Raw genomic sequence first — 16,286 nt, 5'->3', positions numbered from 1 at the left:
CGTGGATAAGCTAAATTTGCTGTTAATGGAGTGTGGGAAAACTGTTTAAAAGGGTAAAAGTGGCGAATGTGTATAAAAATGAACACGTGTTTAATGTGTATTTGAATTTATCTTAGCCGCCCTGCAAAAAATAAATAACTCCAACAAGCAAGCGAATATGGAACTTACTAACTATAATAAAGATAAGAAGCTGCGCCGTAAAGCAATACCCGATGTAAGCTCTATGATGTATGGCAAAGTGCCGCCACAAGCCAAAGAACTGGAAGAAGCTGTACTGGGCGCCATTATGCTGGAAAAAAGTGCATTTGACACCGTTGTGGAGATACTAAAACCTGAATGTTTTTATGTGGATGCCCACCAGAAAATTTACAGGGCCATGCAGGGACTGGCCATAAAAAGTTTACCCATAGATCTGCTGACTGTAGTGGAAGAGCTAAAATTCAGAGAAGAGCTGGAAGCTGTGGGAGGGCCTTATTATGTAACAAAGCTTACCAATTCGGTAGTGTCGTCTGCCAATATTGATGCCCATAGCAGGATTGTATTGCAAAAATTTATCCAGCGGGAACTGATACGCATAAGTGGTGAAATTTTAGGCGATGCCTATGAAGACAGCACCGATGTTTTTGATATGCTGGATGAAGCGGAAGGTAAATTATTTGAAATTACCAATAATCACTTACGTAAGAATTTTGATACCATTGATGCTGTTTTGGTAAAAACCATTCAGCGTATTGAAGATATGCGTAACCGTGATGAAGATATTACCGGCGTACCTACAGGTTTTCCTTCTTTGGATAAATTAACTTATGGCTGGCAAAAAACGGATCTGATCATTCTGGCAGCAAGGCCATCTGTGGGTAAAACAGCCTTTGCCCTCAACCTTGCCCGAAGTGCAGCAGTTCCCTCTGATCCTAAAAAAGCAATTCCTATTGCATTTTTTAGCCTGGAGATGAGTAGCAGCCAGCTGGTACAACGTATATTAAGTGCAGAGAGTGAAATATGGCTGGAAAAAATATCGAGGGGAAAACTGGAAGAGCATGAGATGAAACAGTTGTATAAAAAGGGGATTGAGACTTTATCTAAAGCCCCGATTTTTATTGATGATACCGCAGCACTGAATATTTTTGAACTGAGGGCTAAATGCCGCCGTTTAAAAAACAAACACAATATTGGCCTGATCATTATAGATTACCTGCAATTGATGAGTGGTGCCGGCGATAATAAAAATGGTAACAGGGAGCAGGAGATCAGTAAAATATCGAGGGATTTAAAAGGGCTGGCAAAAGAATTGCAGGTGCCGATCATTGCCTTGTCTCAGTTAAGTCGTGAAGTGGAAAAACGAAAAGAAGGTAATAAAATTCCGCAGCTGAGTGATTTGAGGGAATCGGGTGCAATTGAGCAGGATGCGGATATGGTAATGTTCCTGTACCGTCCGGAATATTATGATATTACCAGTAACGAAATGGGCGAAAGCAATAAAGGCGAGACTTATGTGAAGATAGCCAAGCATCGTAATGGTAGTCTGGATACAGTTAAACTAAGGGCCATGCTGCACATTCAAAAATTTGTGGAAGATGAAACCGGTAGTGATGGTTTTGGAGGAGGCGGGTCTGCGCCTTCAGGTGGCGGTAGCTGGAAACCGGTATCAGGATTAGACAATGGAGGCGATGGCGCTAAACTGTACATACAAAAAGGCAGCAAGATGAATGACGGGGAGTTTGATGACGAAGCACCGTTTTAGTAATGGATAATTTATAAGGAATAATTAATAATGGGGAAATACAATTCTCCATTTTTAATTTCATTAAGTTTGGAATATGTCTCTAATAAAAGTAGTGACAAAAAGTAAGGTATTACAACGATAAAAAAATCTGAAATCACCAATCCAAAATTTAAAATCGTTTTATGGCGCTGCCGTTTTTTTATAAAGAAGATATAGACCTGGCAACAACAGAAGTTGTACTGGACGAAGATACCAGCAAACACGTGGTGCAGGTGCTGCGTATGAAAATTGGTGAACAACTACAGCTTACCAATGGTAAAGGCAATTTATTTACTGCAGAAATAACAGGGGATAACCGAAAAAAATGTGCCGTAACAGTTATAAAAAAATCCGGAATCGCTAATCATAAACCTGCAATCAGTATTGCCATTTCCCTGGTAAAAAACAACACTCGTTTTGAATGGTTTTTAGAAAAAGCAACTGAGATCGGTGTTACAGAAATTATTCCACTGATTTGTGAGCGAACAGAAAAGACAGCTTTTAAGTTTGACAGAATGAAAAGTATTTTAGTAAGTGCGATGTTGCAAAGCCAGCAAACCTGGTTACCTGTTTTGCATGAGCCGGTTAAATTTGCAACACTCATCAGTAAATCACAACAGGAACAAAAATTTATTGCGCATTGCGAAGATGAAAATAATAAAGTATCACTTGCTGCTCAACTTCTCAACTCCGCAACCTCTAAACTAATCCTCATTGGTCCCGAAGGCGATTTTACCAGGGAAGAAATTGAAACGGCACTGAAAAATAATTTTGTACCGGTAGCTTTGGGAGATACCAGGTTGAGAGCAGAAACTGCCGGTATTGTAGCAGCAACATTATTGGTTCAACTATAAATTATCATCCTTTTCGCTGTTAATATGTGGCGTTCGCAATTCAACAGGTTTTTTACTCCGCTTACGCAACTGAAGGTTTAATACTTCCACACCTAATGAAAAAGCCATCGCAAAATATACATAGCCGTGTGGTATTTCTAATTTCTCTACATGTACGCCATCTACAATTAATGTAAAAGCAATTAATATTAAGAACGAAAGCGCCAGCATTTTAAAAGTAGGGTGCTGATTGATGAATTTGCTTATTCTCCTGGCAAAAACAAACATTACCAGCATAGATATAATTACGGCAGCAAAACGTACCACCTGCAGTTTACTCATACCCACAGAAGTAATAATTCCATCCACGCTAAAAATAAAATCCACCAGTACAATCTGGCGAATGATTGCTGCTAAACTTACGCCTGTTTTTTTATGTTCAATTACTTCATTGGGATCTTCTCCTTCTAGTTTATTGTGAATTTCTAAAGTGGTATTTACCAATAAAAATAAGCCGCCACCCACCATAATAATGTCCTGCAAACTCACGCTATGCTCCCATAGCTTAAACAATTCTTTTTCGCCGTTCAGTAAATTGCCCAAAACATATAATAGAGCAATACGCATCACCATACCCACAATCATCCATGCAGTGCTGGCGGTTTTCTTTTCTTTTTCGGTTTTTAACTTGCCTAAGATAATCGACACAAAAATTACATTGTCAATACCCAGCATTATTTCCATCAGAGTTAATGCCAGTAAACCTGTTAATCCTGAAGTGGTAAATAATTGATTTAATTCTTCCATTACTGATTGTTTATAATCCTTTACAAATATTTTTTACAATTGCCGGGCCTTCATAAATAAAGCCTGTCCATACCTGTACAAGCGAAGCGCCGGCCTCTATTTTCTCCTTTGCGTCGGCAGCAGTAAATATACCGCCGCTTGCAATAACAGGAATTTGCCTGTTGGTTTTTTGATGAATGTATTGTACTACTTCGGTGCTTCTTTTTTGCACTGGCAATCCGCTTAATCCTCCGGCACCAATTTTTGTGAGTTGAGAATCGTCGGTGGTGAGATTGGAGCGACTGATAGTGGTGTTTGTTGCAACAAGGCCGTCTAATTTTATTTCGAGAGCAAGATCAGCCACATCATCTAATTGTTCGTTGGTTAAATCGGGAGCTATTTTTAAAAGAATGGGTTTAGGGTTCAGATGTTTGGAGTTTAGTGATTGAAGATTGGTAAGAATTTTTTTCAAAGCATCTTTTTCCTGTAGTTCTCTTAAGCCCGGTGTATTGGGACTGCTCACATTCACTACAAAATAATCTACATAATCATGCAAAGCAATAAAACAAATTTCATAATCCTTCCAGGCATCTTCGTTGGGAGTGATTTTGTTTTTACCGATGTTGCCTCCTATCGTCAGTGGTGAGTGGTGAGCCGTCAGTGTGCCCTCCGCTTTGTACTTTGTATTTTTTTCTCTCCATGCTTTTAATCTTTCTACCACAGCTTCAACACCGTCGTTGTTAAAACCCATTCGGTTGATCAATGCCTTATCTTTTGGTAAGCGAAACAAACGGGGCTTATCGTTTCCACCCTGAGGTTTGGGGGTTACGGTGCCAATTTCCACAAAACCAAAACCCAACGCTTCCAGCTCATTCAGGTATTTGGCATTTTTATCAAAACCAGCGCCCAGCCCAACAGGGTTTGAAAATTGAATTCCCAGCAACGAAGTTTGCTGCCCCCCTTGTGGCCTGAAGTTTGACGCCAACAGTTTTTTGATTCCAGGTATCCTGCAAAGCAGCCTTAAACCATTCATCGAAAAATAATGCACCCGTTCAGGGTCAAAAAGAAATAAAAACGAACGTAGTAATTTGTACATGTGGGCGCAAAAATAAGTAGGAGTTTTCAGTTTTTTGTTTTCAATCAGAAATTATACCTTTGGTATATAAAGTTGCATAAACAACTATTTTGGGTGATAGCTAATGGTTCATAGTTCGGGTTAACTAAATAGCTGCTATCATCCATGAACTATGAACTATCAATTATCAACTATTTTACCATGCAGGAAGCATACATTGTAGCAGGATACAGAACTGCTATCACCAAAAGTAAAAAAGGCGGATTCAGGTTTACACGCCCTGATGACCTGGCAATAGATGTGATTAAAGGATTGCTGGCCAGCGTGCCGCAACTGGACGTAAAACGTGTGGATGATGTGATTGTGGGTAATGCTGTACCTGAAGCCGAGCAAGGCTTGCAGGTGGCAAGAATGATCTCTGCAAAGGCAGTAGGGATTCATGCGCCGGGTATTACCATCAACCGCTATTGCGCCAGTGGCCTGGAGAGTATTGCCATGGCAACCGCTAAAATAAGAACCGGTATGGCAGAATGCATTATTGCCGGCGGTACCGAAAGTATGAGCATGGTACCAACTGCAGGCTGGAAGACGGTGCCATCTTATGCAATAGTGAAAGATGAACCTGATTTTTATTTAAGCATGGGGTTAACTGCTGAAGCAGTAGCTAAAGAATACAATGTTTCAAGAGCAGACCAGGATGTATTCAGTTATAACAGTCATTTAAAAGCAGGTAATGCTATTGCATCAGGATTTTTTAAGTCGGGTATTTTGCCTATTAATGTAGAAGAAATTTATTTAGATGAAAAGGGGAAAAAACAAAAAAGAAGTAAAGTAGTGGATACCGATGAAGGGGTGAGAGCAGATACTTCCATTGAGGGTTTGGCAAAATTAAAACCTGCCTTTGCTGCCGGTGGTTGTGTTACTGCCGGTAATAGTTCTCAAACCAGCGATGGTGCTGCTTTTGTAATTGTAATGAGCGAGAGAATGATCAATGAACTGGGATTGAAACCAATAGCACGTTTGGTGAATTGCGCCAGTGCCGGTGTGCATCCACGTATTATGGGTGTAGGGCCAATTGAAGCGGTGCCTAAAGTTTTAAAGCAAGCCGGTATGAGCCTGGCAGATATTGACCTGATTGAATTGAATGAAGCTTTTGCTTCGCAAGCGTTAGCGGTAATAAGAACTTTAGAATTAAATCCTGATAAAGTAAATATCAATGGTGGCGCAATTGCATTGGGGCATCCATTGGGTTGTACCGGTTGTAAACTTACCATTCAATTAGTGAATGATATGAAAAGGCTGAATAAAAAATATGGTATTGTAACAGCCTGTGTAGGCGGCGGTCAGGGTATTGCGGGGATTATTGAGAATATTGATTAATCATCTTCTTAAATACCCAGCCTTTTTGTTCTGAATATTTTTTGCAATCAACACAAAAATCTTTTTCTTCATTGGTAGGGTTACGTCCTTCTGCATCTCTCATAAAACAGGATTTTACCACACAATGTGGCAGCCCCTGTGTATGCCCTGATTCATGAATGGCTACTTTAAACAGTTGCATTAATTTCTCAGTTTTCGACAAACGAAAAGTGGATGCAATGCAAGCTTTACCCGGGCAAAATCCCAAACCCATCACACCCCAATCGGCAACGGAATCTTTTGTAGTGCTGATGTCTTTACTGGTTAAACCGATTGTTACATGTCCGGTACCGGTAAGGGCATTAAGAAACTGAATCAATGAATCGGCCCTGTACCTGTTTCGTATAGAATAAAATGCAGATTGAGGGAGCGGTATCGGGTTTTTTAAAGTAGCACCGGGATAAACTTTTTTTATTTCATCAAATACATATTGCGTCTCTGCTGCAGCCATATCTGTAAATGGCTGCACGTCAACTACAGGGGATTGCTGTTTTTCTTTTTTAAACGAAGCAGAATGCGGACACGAAATGTTCAGTATGAAAAGCAATGCACAAAAAGTTTTTAATACCTTAAACATTATAGAGCTACAATGAAATTAATTATCTCAATACTTCCCTGCTGATCACCAATTTCTGTATCTCACTCGTTCCTTCGCCAATGGTGCACAATTTACTATCCCTGTAAAATTTCTCTACCGGAAAATCCTTAGTGTAGCCGTAACCGCCAAATATCTGCACGGCATCAGTACTGACTTTTACTGCTACTTCACTGGCATAATATTTTGCCATAGCTGCTTCTTTGGTCATGGGCTGACCACTCATTTTTAAATAGCAGGCCTGGTTAATTAATAATTCGGCAGCGGCAATTTCTGTAGCCATATCAGCTAACTTAAAACTTATACCCTGGAAGTTTGCAATAGGTTGATCAAACTGGTGGCGCTCCTGCGCATATTGCAAAGAAGCTTCGTAAGCACCTTTTGCAATACCTAAGCTTAAGGCGGCAATAGAAATTCTTCCGCCATCCAATACTTTCATGCTTTGTTTAAACCCTGCACCAATATTTCCCAGGCGGTTTGCATCCGGTATGCGGCAATTATCAAATATCATTTCGGCAGTTTCGCTTGCCCGCATACCTAATTTATTTTCTTTTTTGCCGGCACTGAAACCCGGCGTACCCCGTTCCACTACAAATGCTGTGGAATTATCTTTTGCTCTTGGTTCTCCGGTACGGCAAACCACAACAGCTACATCACCACTTTTGCCATGAGTGATCCAGCATTTGGTGCCATTCAATATCCAGTCATCACCATCTTTTACAGCGGTGGTCTTCATATTGCCTGCATCGCTGCCGGTGTTGGCTTCTGTTAAGCCCCAGGCGCCTAAATATTCACAGGTTGCTAATTTGGGCAGGTATTTCTTCTTTTGTTCATCGTTACCAAATGCTAAAATATGTCCGGTACAAAGTGAATTGTGTGCAGCTAATGATAAACCGATGGAACCACATACTTTGGCAATTTCCTGTATAGCTACATTGTATTCAAAATACCCCATACCACTACCGCCATATTCTTCCGGTACAAATACACCCATGAGGCCCAGTTTGCCCATTTCTTTAAAAATGTGCAGGGGAAACTCCTGGCTTTCGTCCCATTCCATTAAATGTGGTTTAATGTATTGCAGGGCAAAATCTTTTGCCGTATGTGCCACCTGTTGTGTTAATTCACTTTGCTTAAAATTCATAGTGCTACAATCTTTGAAATACAAACTTAAGGAATTTAAAATACTAACGCATGTTAGCCTTTTATTGAATAGTTAAATACGGAGCCACTTTATTATAAATCTCTTCCGTAACCAGTAATATCTTTTTAATATCCGCTACGGAAGAAAAATTACCGTGTTGCACCCGGTATTGCACAATAGCATTGGCAATATTGTACCGGATGTAGGGATGTGTTTTCAATACGTCAATAGTAGCGGTATTGATATTGAGTTGCTTTATGCCTGAATTACTGACTGATAATCCGGATTTTATTTTTTGAAATGTACTATCGGGCAAACCAAAGGTTTCACCTACCTGGTCAGTTTTATAAAAGCCGCCCAGCTTATCCCTGAAGTTGATAATGCGCTGTGCCAGTTTGCTACCAATGCCCGGTAATGCAATAAATGCTGCCGTGTCAGCATTATTAATGTCAATAATTGAGGGAGGGCTTTTAGGTTTGTTGTAGATTTTAGTGTCGTAATTTTTTTGCGGAAAAGTATTTTCTTTTGGCGCAATCTTTATGTAGGGGATCATGCGTTGTATTTCATCAGGATGCAGGCCCCATATTTTACTGATATCTTCCGGCTTATAAAAATGCCCGCCTTTATTTAAATAATTCTGAATGGTGGCGATGGTTTTATCTCTTATGCCCAGCCTTTGCCAGTCGGTGGTTGTTGCGGTGTTGGGATCAAAATAAAAAAGTTCGCCTTTATTTTTTGAGTTGTATTTTTTTTCGGCGGGTTGATAATAATTGGGGTAGTTATCTTCATCAAAATTCTTTTTTGCATATTGATTGGCTGTATCCTGTTGCTTTATTTTTAGTGTAGCAATTTCTTTTTCAAATGTTGCGGAATCAACCGGTTTATTTTTTATAAACAGTGGATATAGGAAAGGTAAAAGTGTAAAAAATATAATTAAAAACAACAGTACAAAAATACCGGTGCGTTCTTTTTTAGTGAAGGAGAAGTAAGAAGAAAAGATTTTTTTCATCATTTTAAAATTGAGTAATTTATTGATAAAGACTCCAGGCTTTTCGACTATCAGATACAGGTAGGAAATAAAAATTTACTTTAGCTTATTTAATTTGCTAATAAAAGAGACTTAATTACATTCAAAGATTGAATTTTATGGAGAGAAAAAAAATTGGTTATTAGAAAAAAATGCCATTACTTTATGTGATAATAATTCTACGCAATTGCTATAGACGGTCGACTAACTGGCTCGGGTATCCATTACACCTTTCTTATTTAACACCAACTTTTTAATAATTAAAAATATTGCAAAATGAAAACAAACATTTTTGCAGCTTTTATTATGGTAGTATTAATAAGTAGCTGTACAAAAGATCTAGGCGGTAAAATCACAGAACAAGAATTTAGCGGTAATCAGGCTGTGATAAACGAAGTAGTCTCAATCTCTTCAACCCAGGCTCAAAGAGTAGCTTATGGTTTATTAGTACCGGAAAATAAAACGGCAATCTGGAAACAACATCTGGAAAATTATATTCAAAATAATGAAAATTCCGATTTGCAAAAAAACTTAATTAAAGAATTTATCTCAACAATTAACCCGGATATTTTTTTAAACAAAGAGAATGCCCGGACTTTTATGGCAAAAGCAGAAGTGGCCGAGTTGGTATATAAGTGCAAAAGAGCATTTTCCACTCAGGAGATATATAACATTTTTGGAAGTCTTAAATCAAAAACGGTAGCTAACACCAGCTCTGTTGAATCAGGCAATAGCTGCTCATGTAATACAAGTAGTGATTTCTGTTCCGGGGAATCTAAATGCTATGCTTATATGTGGGATTGTTCAACCAGTAATATGGGGTGCGGTTGGCTCTTGCTGGAAAGCTGCAATGGAAAATGTGGAGTTATGCCTTCCTGAATTAAAATAAGCAAACTTTTAAAATGTTAAATGTGTGTGCGTAGGGCAAATTTCTTGCACACACATTTATATTCTATCCCCAAAAATGAAAAATAATATACCACTTAATTTACTTTCTATAGTTATAGGAATTGCAATCGATATTCTTCTTTCATTTTCACGAATGTGGCAAAATAGTTTTGTTTCATTTTCGATTTATTTTTTTGTTAGTATAGCGACATTTTTAATTGTTAAAAACTGTTTTAAAAAACTTAATTTATTTGCCGTTTTTACAGGAATGCTGCCATTAGAATTGTTAGGGTTTTTTATTAATCCAAAAGCGTGGTTACTTTTATTTTGCGAAATAATCATAATTACAGCCGCTTTTTTCTTAATATCCAGGCATAGTAGTTTGAAAATAGCACAAAAAGTGTTTTATACTATTGTGATATTTTTTTTAATTCTCATTGTTTCGTTTGGTGTTGTACCGGGTTTGTTTTTGAGTAATCATACTACCAGTTATTCGGGAGATTCAACTTTTTTTTCAAAGTCTATATATTCAAAAATAAAATTTAAAACTAAGGCAATGAATAATGTACAACTTTCTGCTTTTGATAATAAAGTTGTTCTCTTCGAATTCTGGTTTAAAGATTGCATGCCTTGTAAAATAAAAGAAGATGCTTTAAGTAAGTTAGCAGAGTTTTTTAAAGGAGATTCATCATTTCAAATTGTTATGATAAACCCGGGCACTATTAATTCATTTAATGAATTCTCGGAATATAATTTTGAAACCTCAAAATTATATTCCCTTTATGATAGTGGCGGAGTACTAACGGATTTTTATAAGATTAGACATTTTCCGACAGAGTTTTTAATTACCCGGAACGGCAACATTGTTCACACGTTTGAGGGGTTTATTCCAAATAATGATATTATATATTTAGAAACGATGAAAAATAAAATATCAAAATGCTTACACAAGTAAAAAGAAAGAGTTTCTCGTTTTGTGTTGGCGTTTTATTGATTACTGTTTCCTGTCAAAGCAATATTAAAAACCTGGCCAATATTTCATTTGATAGTGATACACTAAAATTTGAACGGATTAATATTAATGATTCTTTAGAACTTGAATATAAATTCAAAAATAACGGCACAGCAAATTTAAAAATTCTGGATATTGGAGTAGAATGCGGCTGTACCAAGCCAACGTATGATACCTTTTCTTATCTTCCTGGCGTAAGGGGCAAAATAAAGCTTAAGTTTTTAAGTAGTGGCGATACGGGAAAAGTTATCAGGACTATAGTTGTAAAAACTAATTCAGAGCCATCACTCAAAGTATTATATTTAATTGGCAGAGTATATTAAATAGATACTTCTGACCCATCCCAGGCTAAAGCAATACCAGCCGGTAAATCAACACTCACTTCTTCGTGCCTGCCTAACTGGTGGCTGATATGCGTGAAATAAGCTGTAGGTATTTTTAACGCCTGCACTTCAGCAATGGCCTCATCCAAAGTATAATGAGAGATATGTTTTTCTTTGCGTAAGGCATTCAATACTATTATTTCGCTGCCTTTTATTTTTTCTTTCTCATCGTCCTCAATCCTGTTAGCATCAGTAATGTAAGTAAACTTGCCAAACCTGAAACCGAGTACGGGCATTTTGTGATGCCATACCGAAATTGGAATTACGGGAATATCTCCAATATAAAAAGGTTCGCCATTAATGGTATTTAAACTGATCTCCGGTACGCCGGGATATTTTTTATCTGAGAACGCATAGGCAAATTCTCTTTTAATAGCTTCTTCAGTAAGTGAATTGGCAAAAACCTGCATGGCTTTTTGCTGAAAAAAGTTAAAGGGCCTTACATCATCCAGTCCGGCTACATGATCTTTATGCGGATGCGTAAACAAAACCGCATCTAATTTTTTTACATCTGCCCTAAGCATCTGGTACCTGAAATCGGGAGTGGTATCTACTACAATTGTAGTGGTATCACTTTGCACTAAAATACTGCTACGTAAACGTTTGTCTTTTTTATCGGGAGAAGTACATACATGGCAATTACAAGCCACCATGGGCACACCGCTGCTGGTACCGGTACCAAGAAATGTTATTTGTAAAGGAGGACAATGCACTATGCAAAAATAGGGATTTGAAAGAGGGGCGAAGTAAATAAAGTACAAAAAGTAGATAAAGTGTCAGGCAGAAAGAATGAACAGCGTAAGTAAGCGTTTTATGCTTTGATACCGCATAAACCTTATAGACTTATTATTTATTCGCCTCAGCAGCCATCACTTCTTCATACATCTTCTGGCTTTCATGTGTGAGTGCATCAAAGTTGATCTCTAATTGAGGCATAAGGTCGATCAGCGTATTTATCCTGCCTTCAGTTTGAAAGAATTTATTGAGTACGATAACTTTTTTGGCTTGCAGAATGCAATAGCCACTCTGGAAGTTTCCTCTTTCGTAACGGATTACATAACCGGCTTCCTCTGCAATTCTCTCTATTTTATCTAATATGTTTGATGTGTATTTCATTCCCGTGAATCGTCAGTTGTGAATCGTGAATTTTAAACAATACAAAAATAAAGCAGTAATGAGCTTACCAACGCTTTACTTATCAACAAACGTTGATAAATTTAAAACGGCAGGTCTTCATAAAAGCACTTTAAGTCGTTGAGCACCAGTTCTCCTTCAGGGGCGCAGGGGCTTTACTTATTCGTCATCCTTATCACCGGCACAATCATTTCCTCCAAACTTACGCCTCCATGCTGAAACGTATTCTTATAATAATTTACAAAGTGATTGTAATTATTAGGATAGCATAGAAACAGATCGCCTTTGGCAAAAATAAAACTGGAGTTTACATTCGGTACCGGTAAACCTGCTTCTCTCGGGTCCCTGTACGCCAATACATCCTTTGTTTCATAGTTGAGATTACGGCCATGTTTATAACGCAGGTTGGCTGTTGTTTGCTTATCGCCAATTACTTTAGCCGGTGTTTTTACCCGTACGCTGCCATGATCAGTGGCCACAATCATGGTTAATTTTTTATCGGCAATTTTTTTAAGTGCTGCATGCAAAGGCGAATGAGTGAACCAGCTTTCGGTGATACTCCTGTAGCTTGTTTCGTCGCCTGCCAATTCTTTCAGTACTTCCATTTCGGTACGGGCATGGCTCAGCATATCTACAAAATTGTATACAATGATATTGATATCATTTTGCAGCATATTGTGAATATTATCTACTAATTTCTGCCCGTCGTGGTTATTGGTGATCTTGGTGTAGGAATATTTCAGGTCACTTTTACCTGATCTTTTCAGTTGTGCTTTAAAGAAATCTTCTTCAAACATATTTTTTCCACCTTCTTCGTCATCGTTTTTCCATTGCACCGGAAATTGTTTTTCAATATCTACCGGAAGCAAACCTGCAAAGATGGCATTACGGGCATATTGCGTAGCCGTAGGCAAAATCGAATAAAAAGTCTCTTCTTCATGAATGCGGAAACTTTCTGCAAAAATGGGCTGAATGGTTTTCCATTGGTCAAAACGCAAATTATCTATCAGCACAAAAAATAAAGGTGTGCCTTTTTCCAGGTGAGGAAACACTTTAAATTTCATTAAAGTATTACTCATGATAGGGGCAGCAGTGCTTTTGGGGCCAACCCACGAAGCATAATTTTTTGAAATGAATTTAAAAAAATCATTGTTGGCCTCCGCCTTTTGCGATTGAAATATTTCCTGCATTTCGGGGCTGTCGCTTTTCTTCATTTCCAGCTCCCAGAAAACTAATTTTTTATAAATATCCATCCAGGCATTGTAATCAGGGTTATCACTTAATGCCATAAATAAACTACGGAATTCCTGCTGGTAAGCAGAAGTGGTTTTTTCTGCCACCAGTCTTTTATTGTCAATCAGCTTCTTCAAACTCAGCCATACCTGGTTGGGATTAACCGGCTTGATTAAATAATCGCTTATTTGTGAGCCAATGGCTTCGTCCATTAAATTCTCGGCTTCATTTTTTGTGATCAGTACAACGGGTAGATTGCTGTTCACTTCCTTTATCTGCTGCAACGTTTGCAGGCCGGTTAAACCCGGCATACTTTCATCCATCAGCACCACATCTACAATATTGTCTTTTACAAATTCAATAGCATCAAAGCCATTGGTCTTGGTTTGTACTTCGTAACCTTTATTTTCTAAAAACATGATCTGAGAAGTCAGGCTGTCGATCTCGTCATCTACCCAAAGTATTTTTGCTATGCTCATAGTTTGTATTTGATGGTTCATAATTGATAGTGGATGATACAGCATTAACCTTTTATCCTCAACTATATGCCATGAACCGTTTAGGCAAATTTAATTTTTTATATCAATGATGGAGTGCTTTATTTAGCTTTGTACATCTTTTAACAAATAGCTATGTTCAATAAAAACAATACGCATTACTTTCATCTAACACCTGTCAACTAAAAAATGTCTTTTCGCAAAATAATTAACGATCCCGTATACGGTTTTATTACCATTGATGATGAACTGATCTACCAAATCATTGCCCATCCTTATTACCAGCGCCTGCGCCGTATCAATCAAATGGCAATGGCCTACCTGGTATACCCGGGGGCTGTGCATACAAGATTACACCATTCCTTAGGAGCTTATCATTTAATGTGCAATGCTTTAAATGAATTAAAGAGCAAAGGCGTTGAAATTAATGTTGCAGAAGAACAAGCCGCTAAAATTGCTATTTTGTTGCATGATGTGGGGCATGGGCCTTTCAGTCATGCATTGGAACATGTGCTGGTTGAAGGCATGCACCACGAAGAAATTTCGTTGCTGATCATGAAAGAACTGAATCAGCAATTTGACGGTAAACTGCAACTCACCATAGATATATTTACCGGGGTACATCCCAAAAAATTCCTCCACCAACTCATCAGTGGCCAGCTGGATGTTGATCGTATGGATTATTTAACCAGGGACAGTTTTTTCAGTGGTGTAAATGAAGGCGTAATTGCCTACGACCGTATCTTAAAAATGCTTACGGTGCATAATGGTGAATTAATGGTAGAAGAGAAGGGCATTTATTCTATTGAAAAATTTTTAGTGGCACGCCGCCTGATGTACTGGCAGGTATACCTGCATAAAACAGTGAATTGTGCCGAACAAATGTTGCAGCGTATTGTTAAAAGAGCCAAGCAAATAAAAGCTGCTACACCAGGCCCATTGCATAAACTGATCAATGAACCTGATGCAAAAATTACCATTGAGGAATTTTGCGGGTTAGATGATTATGACCTGCATGCAGCAATAAAAGCCTGGAGTACACACGAAGACAAAGTGCTATCGATATTATGCAAGGGCATTATTAACCGCCGGCTTTTAAAAACAAAATATTTTGGAGACCCGGTAGATAAAAATTTACTGAACGAACAATCTGTAGCGGCACAATCCAAATATAACTTAACCGAAGAAGAGGCGGGCTGGCTGGTTTTTACCGGCGAAGCCGTAAGCAGTACCTATAATTTCGACAACGAACATATTTATATTTTGTTTAAGGACGGAGCAGTAAAAGACATATCAGAAGTGGATAATGCCCTCATCAATCAAAATATGAGAGGTAAGGTTAAAAAATATTACATTTGTTACTTAAGATAGCTGCAAGTTATCAGCCTCAAGCTGCAAGAATAATACCGCTACTTGAAGCTTTTGGCTTGTTGTTCAAAACTCATTTATGCAATTCTCTGCAACGCAAATAGCCATGATAATTGGCGGAAAAGTAGAAGGCAATGGCGACATTGCTGTAGCCTCTTTTGGTAAAATTGAAGAAGCTAAAGAAGGCCAACTGGCTTTTTTAGCCAATCCCAAATACGAAGAATTTTTATATAGCACCAAAGCATCTATCATCATCGTTAATGAAACGCAGGAATTAAAACAGCCTGTTACGGCAACTTTAATTAAAGTGCCGGATGCCTATACTTCTTTTGCAGTTTTATTAGACAAATACCAGCAAATACAAAGGCAGCAGTTAAGCGGTATTCAGCAACCTGTTTACATTGATGCCACAGCAAAAACGGGCGACAATGTGTTTATAGGCGCCTTTGCTTATCTGGGGCAAAATGTTATTGTAGCTGATGGTGCAAAAATATATCCTCATGTTTTTTTGGGTAATAATGTTATTGTGGGAGAAAACACTATTATTCACCCCGGGGTAAAAATTTACCACGATTGCGTGATAGGAAAAAACGTAGTGATACATGCAGGCACGGTTATTGGAAGTGATGGTTTTGGATTTGCACCCCAGGCAGACGGTACGTTTAAAAAAGTACCGCAGATTGGTAACGTAATTATAGAAGATGGTGTGGAAATTGGAGCTAATGCCACTATCGACAGGGCTACTATCGGCAGCACTTTAATTAAATCCGGTGCCAAACTGGATAACCTGCTGCAGATTGCTCATAATGTGGAAGTGGGTAATAACACTGTAATTGCAGCGCAGAGCGGTGTAAGTGGCAGTACAAAAATTGGTAATAATGTAATGATAGGCGGGCAGGCAGGAATAGTGGGGCATATTAATATTGGCGATGGTGCAAAAATTAATGCACAAAGTGGTGTAAGTAAATCGCTGGAAGCAGGCAAGGCTGTAACCGGCTCACCGGCACATGATTATACCGCTGCATTGCGTAGCCAGGCGGCCAGCCGTAAACTGCCCGACATGGAAAAACGTATACAGGAACTTGAAAAACAAATAGCTGCTTTAAGAGAGAAAAAAGAAATTCTGTAAA

16 protein-coding genes are annotated in these 16,286 nt (G+C 38.4%); 8 read left to right on the top strand and 8 right to left on the bottom strand.

Annotated elements, in window-relative coordinates; translation table 11 throughout:
* Nucleotides 1-157: 157 nt before the first annotated feature.
* Together dnaB and ACYVM0_RS22745 are read left to right on the top strand one after the other, a co-directional pair.
* Complete coding sequence (gene dnaB / locus ACYVM0_RS22750) at nucleotides 158-1,741, top strand: replicative DNA helicase (RefSeq protein WP_460560979.1); 1,584 nt, start codon at nucleotides 158-160, stop codon at nucleotides 1,739-1,741.
* 164 nt (nucleotides 1,742-1,905) lie between these two features.
* A complete protein-coding gene (locus tag ACYVM0_RS22745) occupies nucleotides 1,906-2,616 on the top strand; it encodes an RsmE family RNA methyltransferase (protein WP_460560977.1) in 711 nt (236 codons plus the stop codon).
* Here ACYVM0_RS22745 and ACYVM0_RS22740 read toward each other — a convergent pair.
* Both ACYVM0_RS22740 and ACYVM0_RS22735 read right to left on the bottom strand, forming a co-directional pair.
* Entirely contained in the window at nucleotides 2,611-3,402 is a 792-nt protein-coding gene (locus ACYVM0_RS22740; RefSeq protein ID WP_460560975.1) for a TerC family protein, read from the bottom strand. The genes ACYVM0_RS22745 and ACYVM0_RS22740 overlap by 6 nt on opposite strands.
* A gap of 10 nt (nucleotides 3,403-3,412) precedes the next feature.
* Nucleotides 3,413-4,477 carry a dihydroorotate dehydrogenase gene (locus ACYVM0_RS22735; protein WP_460560973.1) on the bottom strand — a complete coding sequence of 355 codons (1,065 nt, stop codon included), beginning with the start codon at nucleotides 4,475-4,477 and terminating at the stop codon, nucleotides 3,413-3,415.
* A gap of 144 nt (nucleotides 4,478-4,621) precedes the next feature.
* On the opposite strand from ACYVM0_RS22735, the gene ACYVM0_RS22730 reads away from it, so the two are divergent.
* Nucleotides 4,622-5,836, top strand: coding sequence for an acetyl-CoA C-acetyltransferase (locus ACYVM0_RS22730; protein WP_460560972.1), 1,215 nt, complete (start codon nucleotides 4,622-4,624; stop codon nucleotides 5,834-5,836).
* Here the strand turns inward: ACYVM0_RS22730 and ACYVM0_RS22725 are convergent.
* From ACYVM0_RS22725 to ACYVM0_RS22715, 3 genes are all read right to left on the bottom strand, one after another.
* Nucleotides 5,817-6,422: a matrixin family metalloprotease gene (locus ACYVM0_RS22725; RefSeq protein WP_460560970.1), complete on the bottom strand. Its 606-nt coding sequence runs from the start codon at nucleotides 6,420-6,422 to the stop codon at nucleotides 5,817-5,819. The two genes, ACYVM0_RS22730 and ACYVM0_RS22725, sit on opposite strands and share 20 nt — an antisense overlap.
* A gap of 52 nt (nucleotides 6,423-6,474) precedes the next feature.
* A complete protein-coding gene (locus tag ACYVM0_RS22720; RefSeq protein ID WP_460560968.1) occupies nucleotides 6,475-7,614 on the bottom strand; it encodes an acyl-CoA dehydrogenase family protein in 1,140 nt (379 codons plus the stop codon).
* Between the two features lie 61 nt (nucleotides 7,615-7,675).
* On the bottom strand, nucleotides 7,676-8,626 hold the full coding sequence (locus ACYVM0_RS22715; RefSeq protein ID WP_460560966.1) for a ComEA family DNA-binding protein: 951 nt from the start codon (nucleotides 8,624-8,626) through the stop codon (nucleotides 7,676-7,678).
* 291 nt (nucleotides 8,627-8,917) lie between these two features.
* On the opposite strand from ACYVM0_RS22715, the gene ACYVM0_RS22710 reads away from it, so the two are divergent.
* From ACYVM0_RS22710 to ACYVM0_RS22700, 3 genes are all read left to right on the top strand, one after another.
* Nucleotides 8,918-9,520 (top strand): bacteriocin fulvocin C-related protein, encoded by a 603-nt coding sequence (locus ACYVM0_RS22710; RefSeq protein WP_460560964.1) that lies wholly within the window; start codon nucleotides 8,918-8,920, stop codon nucleotides 9,518-9,520.
* Nucleotides 9,521-9,605: 85 nt separating this feature from the next.
* The gene (locus ACYVM0_RS22705) at nucleotides 9,606-10,484 is read left to right on the top strand and encodes a TlpA family protein disulfide reductase (protein WP_460560962.1); all 879 of its coding nucleotides are present in this window, start codon (nucleotides 9,606-9,608) and stop codon (nucleotides 10,482-10,484) included.
* Nucleotides 10,469-10,864 (top strand): DUF1573 domain-containing protein, encoded by a 396-nt coding sequence (locus ACYVM0_RS22700; protein ID WP_460560960.1) that lies wholly within the window; start codon nucleotides 10,469-10,471, stop codon nucleotides 10,862-10,864. Before ACYVM0_RS22705 ends, ACYVM0_RS22700 begins: the two co-directional genes overlap by 16 nt.
* Here the strand turns inward: ACYVM0_RS22700 and ACYVM0_RS22695 are convergent.
* The 3 genes from ACYVM0_RS22695 to porX all read right to left on the bottom strand — a co-directional run bounded on the left by ACYVM0_RS22695 (nucleotide 10,861) and on the right by porX (nucleotide 13,770).
* Nucleotides 10,861-11,637, bottom strand: a complete 777-nt coding sequence (locus tag ACYVM0_RS22695; protein WP_460560958.1) for an MBL fold metallo-hydrolase — start codon at nucleotides 11,635-11,637, stop codon at nucleotides 10,861-10,863. The genes ACYVM0_RS22700 and ACYVM0_RS22695 overlap by 4 nt on opposite strands.
* Before the next feature lie 133 nt (nucleotides 11,638-11,770).
* Complete coding sequence (locus ACYVM0_RS22690; RefSeq protein ID WP_460560956.1) at nucleotides 11,771-12,040, bottom strand: hypothetical protein; 270 nt, start codon at nucleotides 12,038-12,040, stop codon at nucleotides 11,771-11,773.
* Nucleotides 12,041-12,213: 173 nt separating this feature from the next.
* A complete protein-coding gene (gene porX, locus ACYVM0_RS22685; protein ID WP_460560954.1) occupies nucleotides 12,214-13,770 on the bottom strand; it encodes a T9SS response regulator signal transducer PorX in 1,557 nt (518 codons plus the stop codon).
* Between the two features lie 207 nt (nucleotides 13,771-13,977).
* Between porX and ACYVM0_RS22680 the strand changes: the two genes are divergently transcribed.
* Both ACYVM0_RS22680 and lpxD read left to right on the top strand, forming a co-directional pair.
* The gene (locus ACYVM0_RS22680) at nucleotides 13,978-15,159 is read left to right on the top strand and encodes an HD domain-containing protein (RefSeq protein ID WP_460560952.1); all 1,182 of its coding nucleotides are present in this window, start codon (nucleotides 13,978-13,980) and stop codon (nucleotides 15,157-15,159) included.
* A 76-nt stretch (nucleotides 15,160-15,235) separates the two neighbouring features.
* Nucleotides 15,236-16,285, top strand: coding sequence for a UDP-3-O-(3-hydroxymyristoyl)glucosamine N-acyltransferase (gene lpxD / locus ACYVM0_RS22675; protein ID WP_460560950.1), 1,050 nt, complete (start codon nucleotides 15,236-15,238; stop codon nucleotides 16,283-16,285).
* The last annotated feature ends 1 nt before the right edge of the window (nucleotide 16,286 follow it).

This window comes from Ferruginibacter profundus (assembly GCF_054783275.1).
The sequence above is the reverse complement of the archived record's forward strand: the minus strand, read 5'-3'. Positions and strand labels throughout refer to the sequence as shown.

Bases quoted from the DNA above. Each gene is read 5' to 3' on its own strand.
- dnaB (WP_460560979.1), top strand. From the start codon at position 158: ATGGAACTTACTAACTATAATAAAGATAAGAAGCTGCGCCGTAAAGCA.
- ACYVM0_RS22745 (WP_460560977.1), top strand. From the start codon at position 1,906: ATGGCGCTGCCGTTTTTTTATAAAGAAGATATAGACCTGGCAACAACA.
- ACYVM0_RS22740 (WP_460560975.1), bottom strand. From the start codon at position 3,402: ATGGAAGAATTAAATCAATTATTTACCACTTCAGGATTAACAGGTTTA.
- ACYVM0_RS22735 (WP_460560973.1), bottom strand. From the start codon at position 4,477: ATGTACAAATTACTACGTTCGTTTTTATTTCTTTTTGACCCTGAACGG.
- ACYVM0_RS22730 (WP_460560972.1), top strand. From the start codon at position 4,622: ATGAACTATGAACTATCAATTATCAACTATTTTACCATGCAGGAAGCA.
- ACYVM0_RS22720 (WP_460560968.1), bottom strand. From the start codon at position 7,614: ATGAATTTTAAGCAAAGTGAATTAACACAACAGGTGGCACATACGGCA.
- ACYVM0_RS22715 (WP_460560966.1), bottom strand. From the start codon at position 8,626: ATGATGAAAAAAATCTTTTCTTCTTACTTCTCCTTCACTAAAAAAGAA.
- ACYVM0_RS22710 (WP_460560964.1), top strand. From the start codon at position 8,918: ATGAAAACAAACATTTTTGCAGCTTTTATTATGGTAGTATTAATAAGT.
- ACYVM0_RS22705 (WP_460560962.1), top strand. From the start codon at position 9,606: ATGAAAAATAATATACCACTTAATTTACTTTCTATAGTTATAGGAATT.
- ACYVM0_RS22700 (WP_460560960.1), top strand. From the start codon at position 10,469: ATGCTTACACAAGTAAAAAGAAAGAGTTTCTCGTTTTGTGTTGGCGTT.
- ACYVM0_RS22690 (WP_460560956.1), bottom strand. From the start codon at position 12,040: ATGAAATACACATCAAACATATTAGATAAAATAGAGAGAATTGCAGAG.
- porX (WP_460560954.1), bottom strand. From the start codon at position 13,770: ATGAGCATAGCAAAAATACTTTGGGTAGATGACGAGATCGACAGCCTG.
- ACYVM0_RS22680 (WP_460560952.1), top strand. From the start codon at position 13,978: ATGTCTTTTCGCAAAATAATTAACGATCCCGTATACGGTTTTATTACC.
- lpxD (WP_460560950.1), top strand. From the start codon at position 15,236: ATGCAATTCTCTGCAACGCAAATAGCCATGATAATTGGCGGAAAAGTA.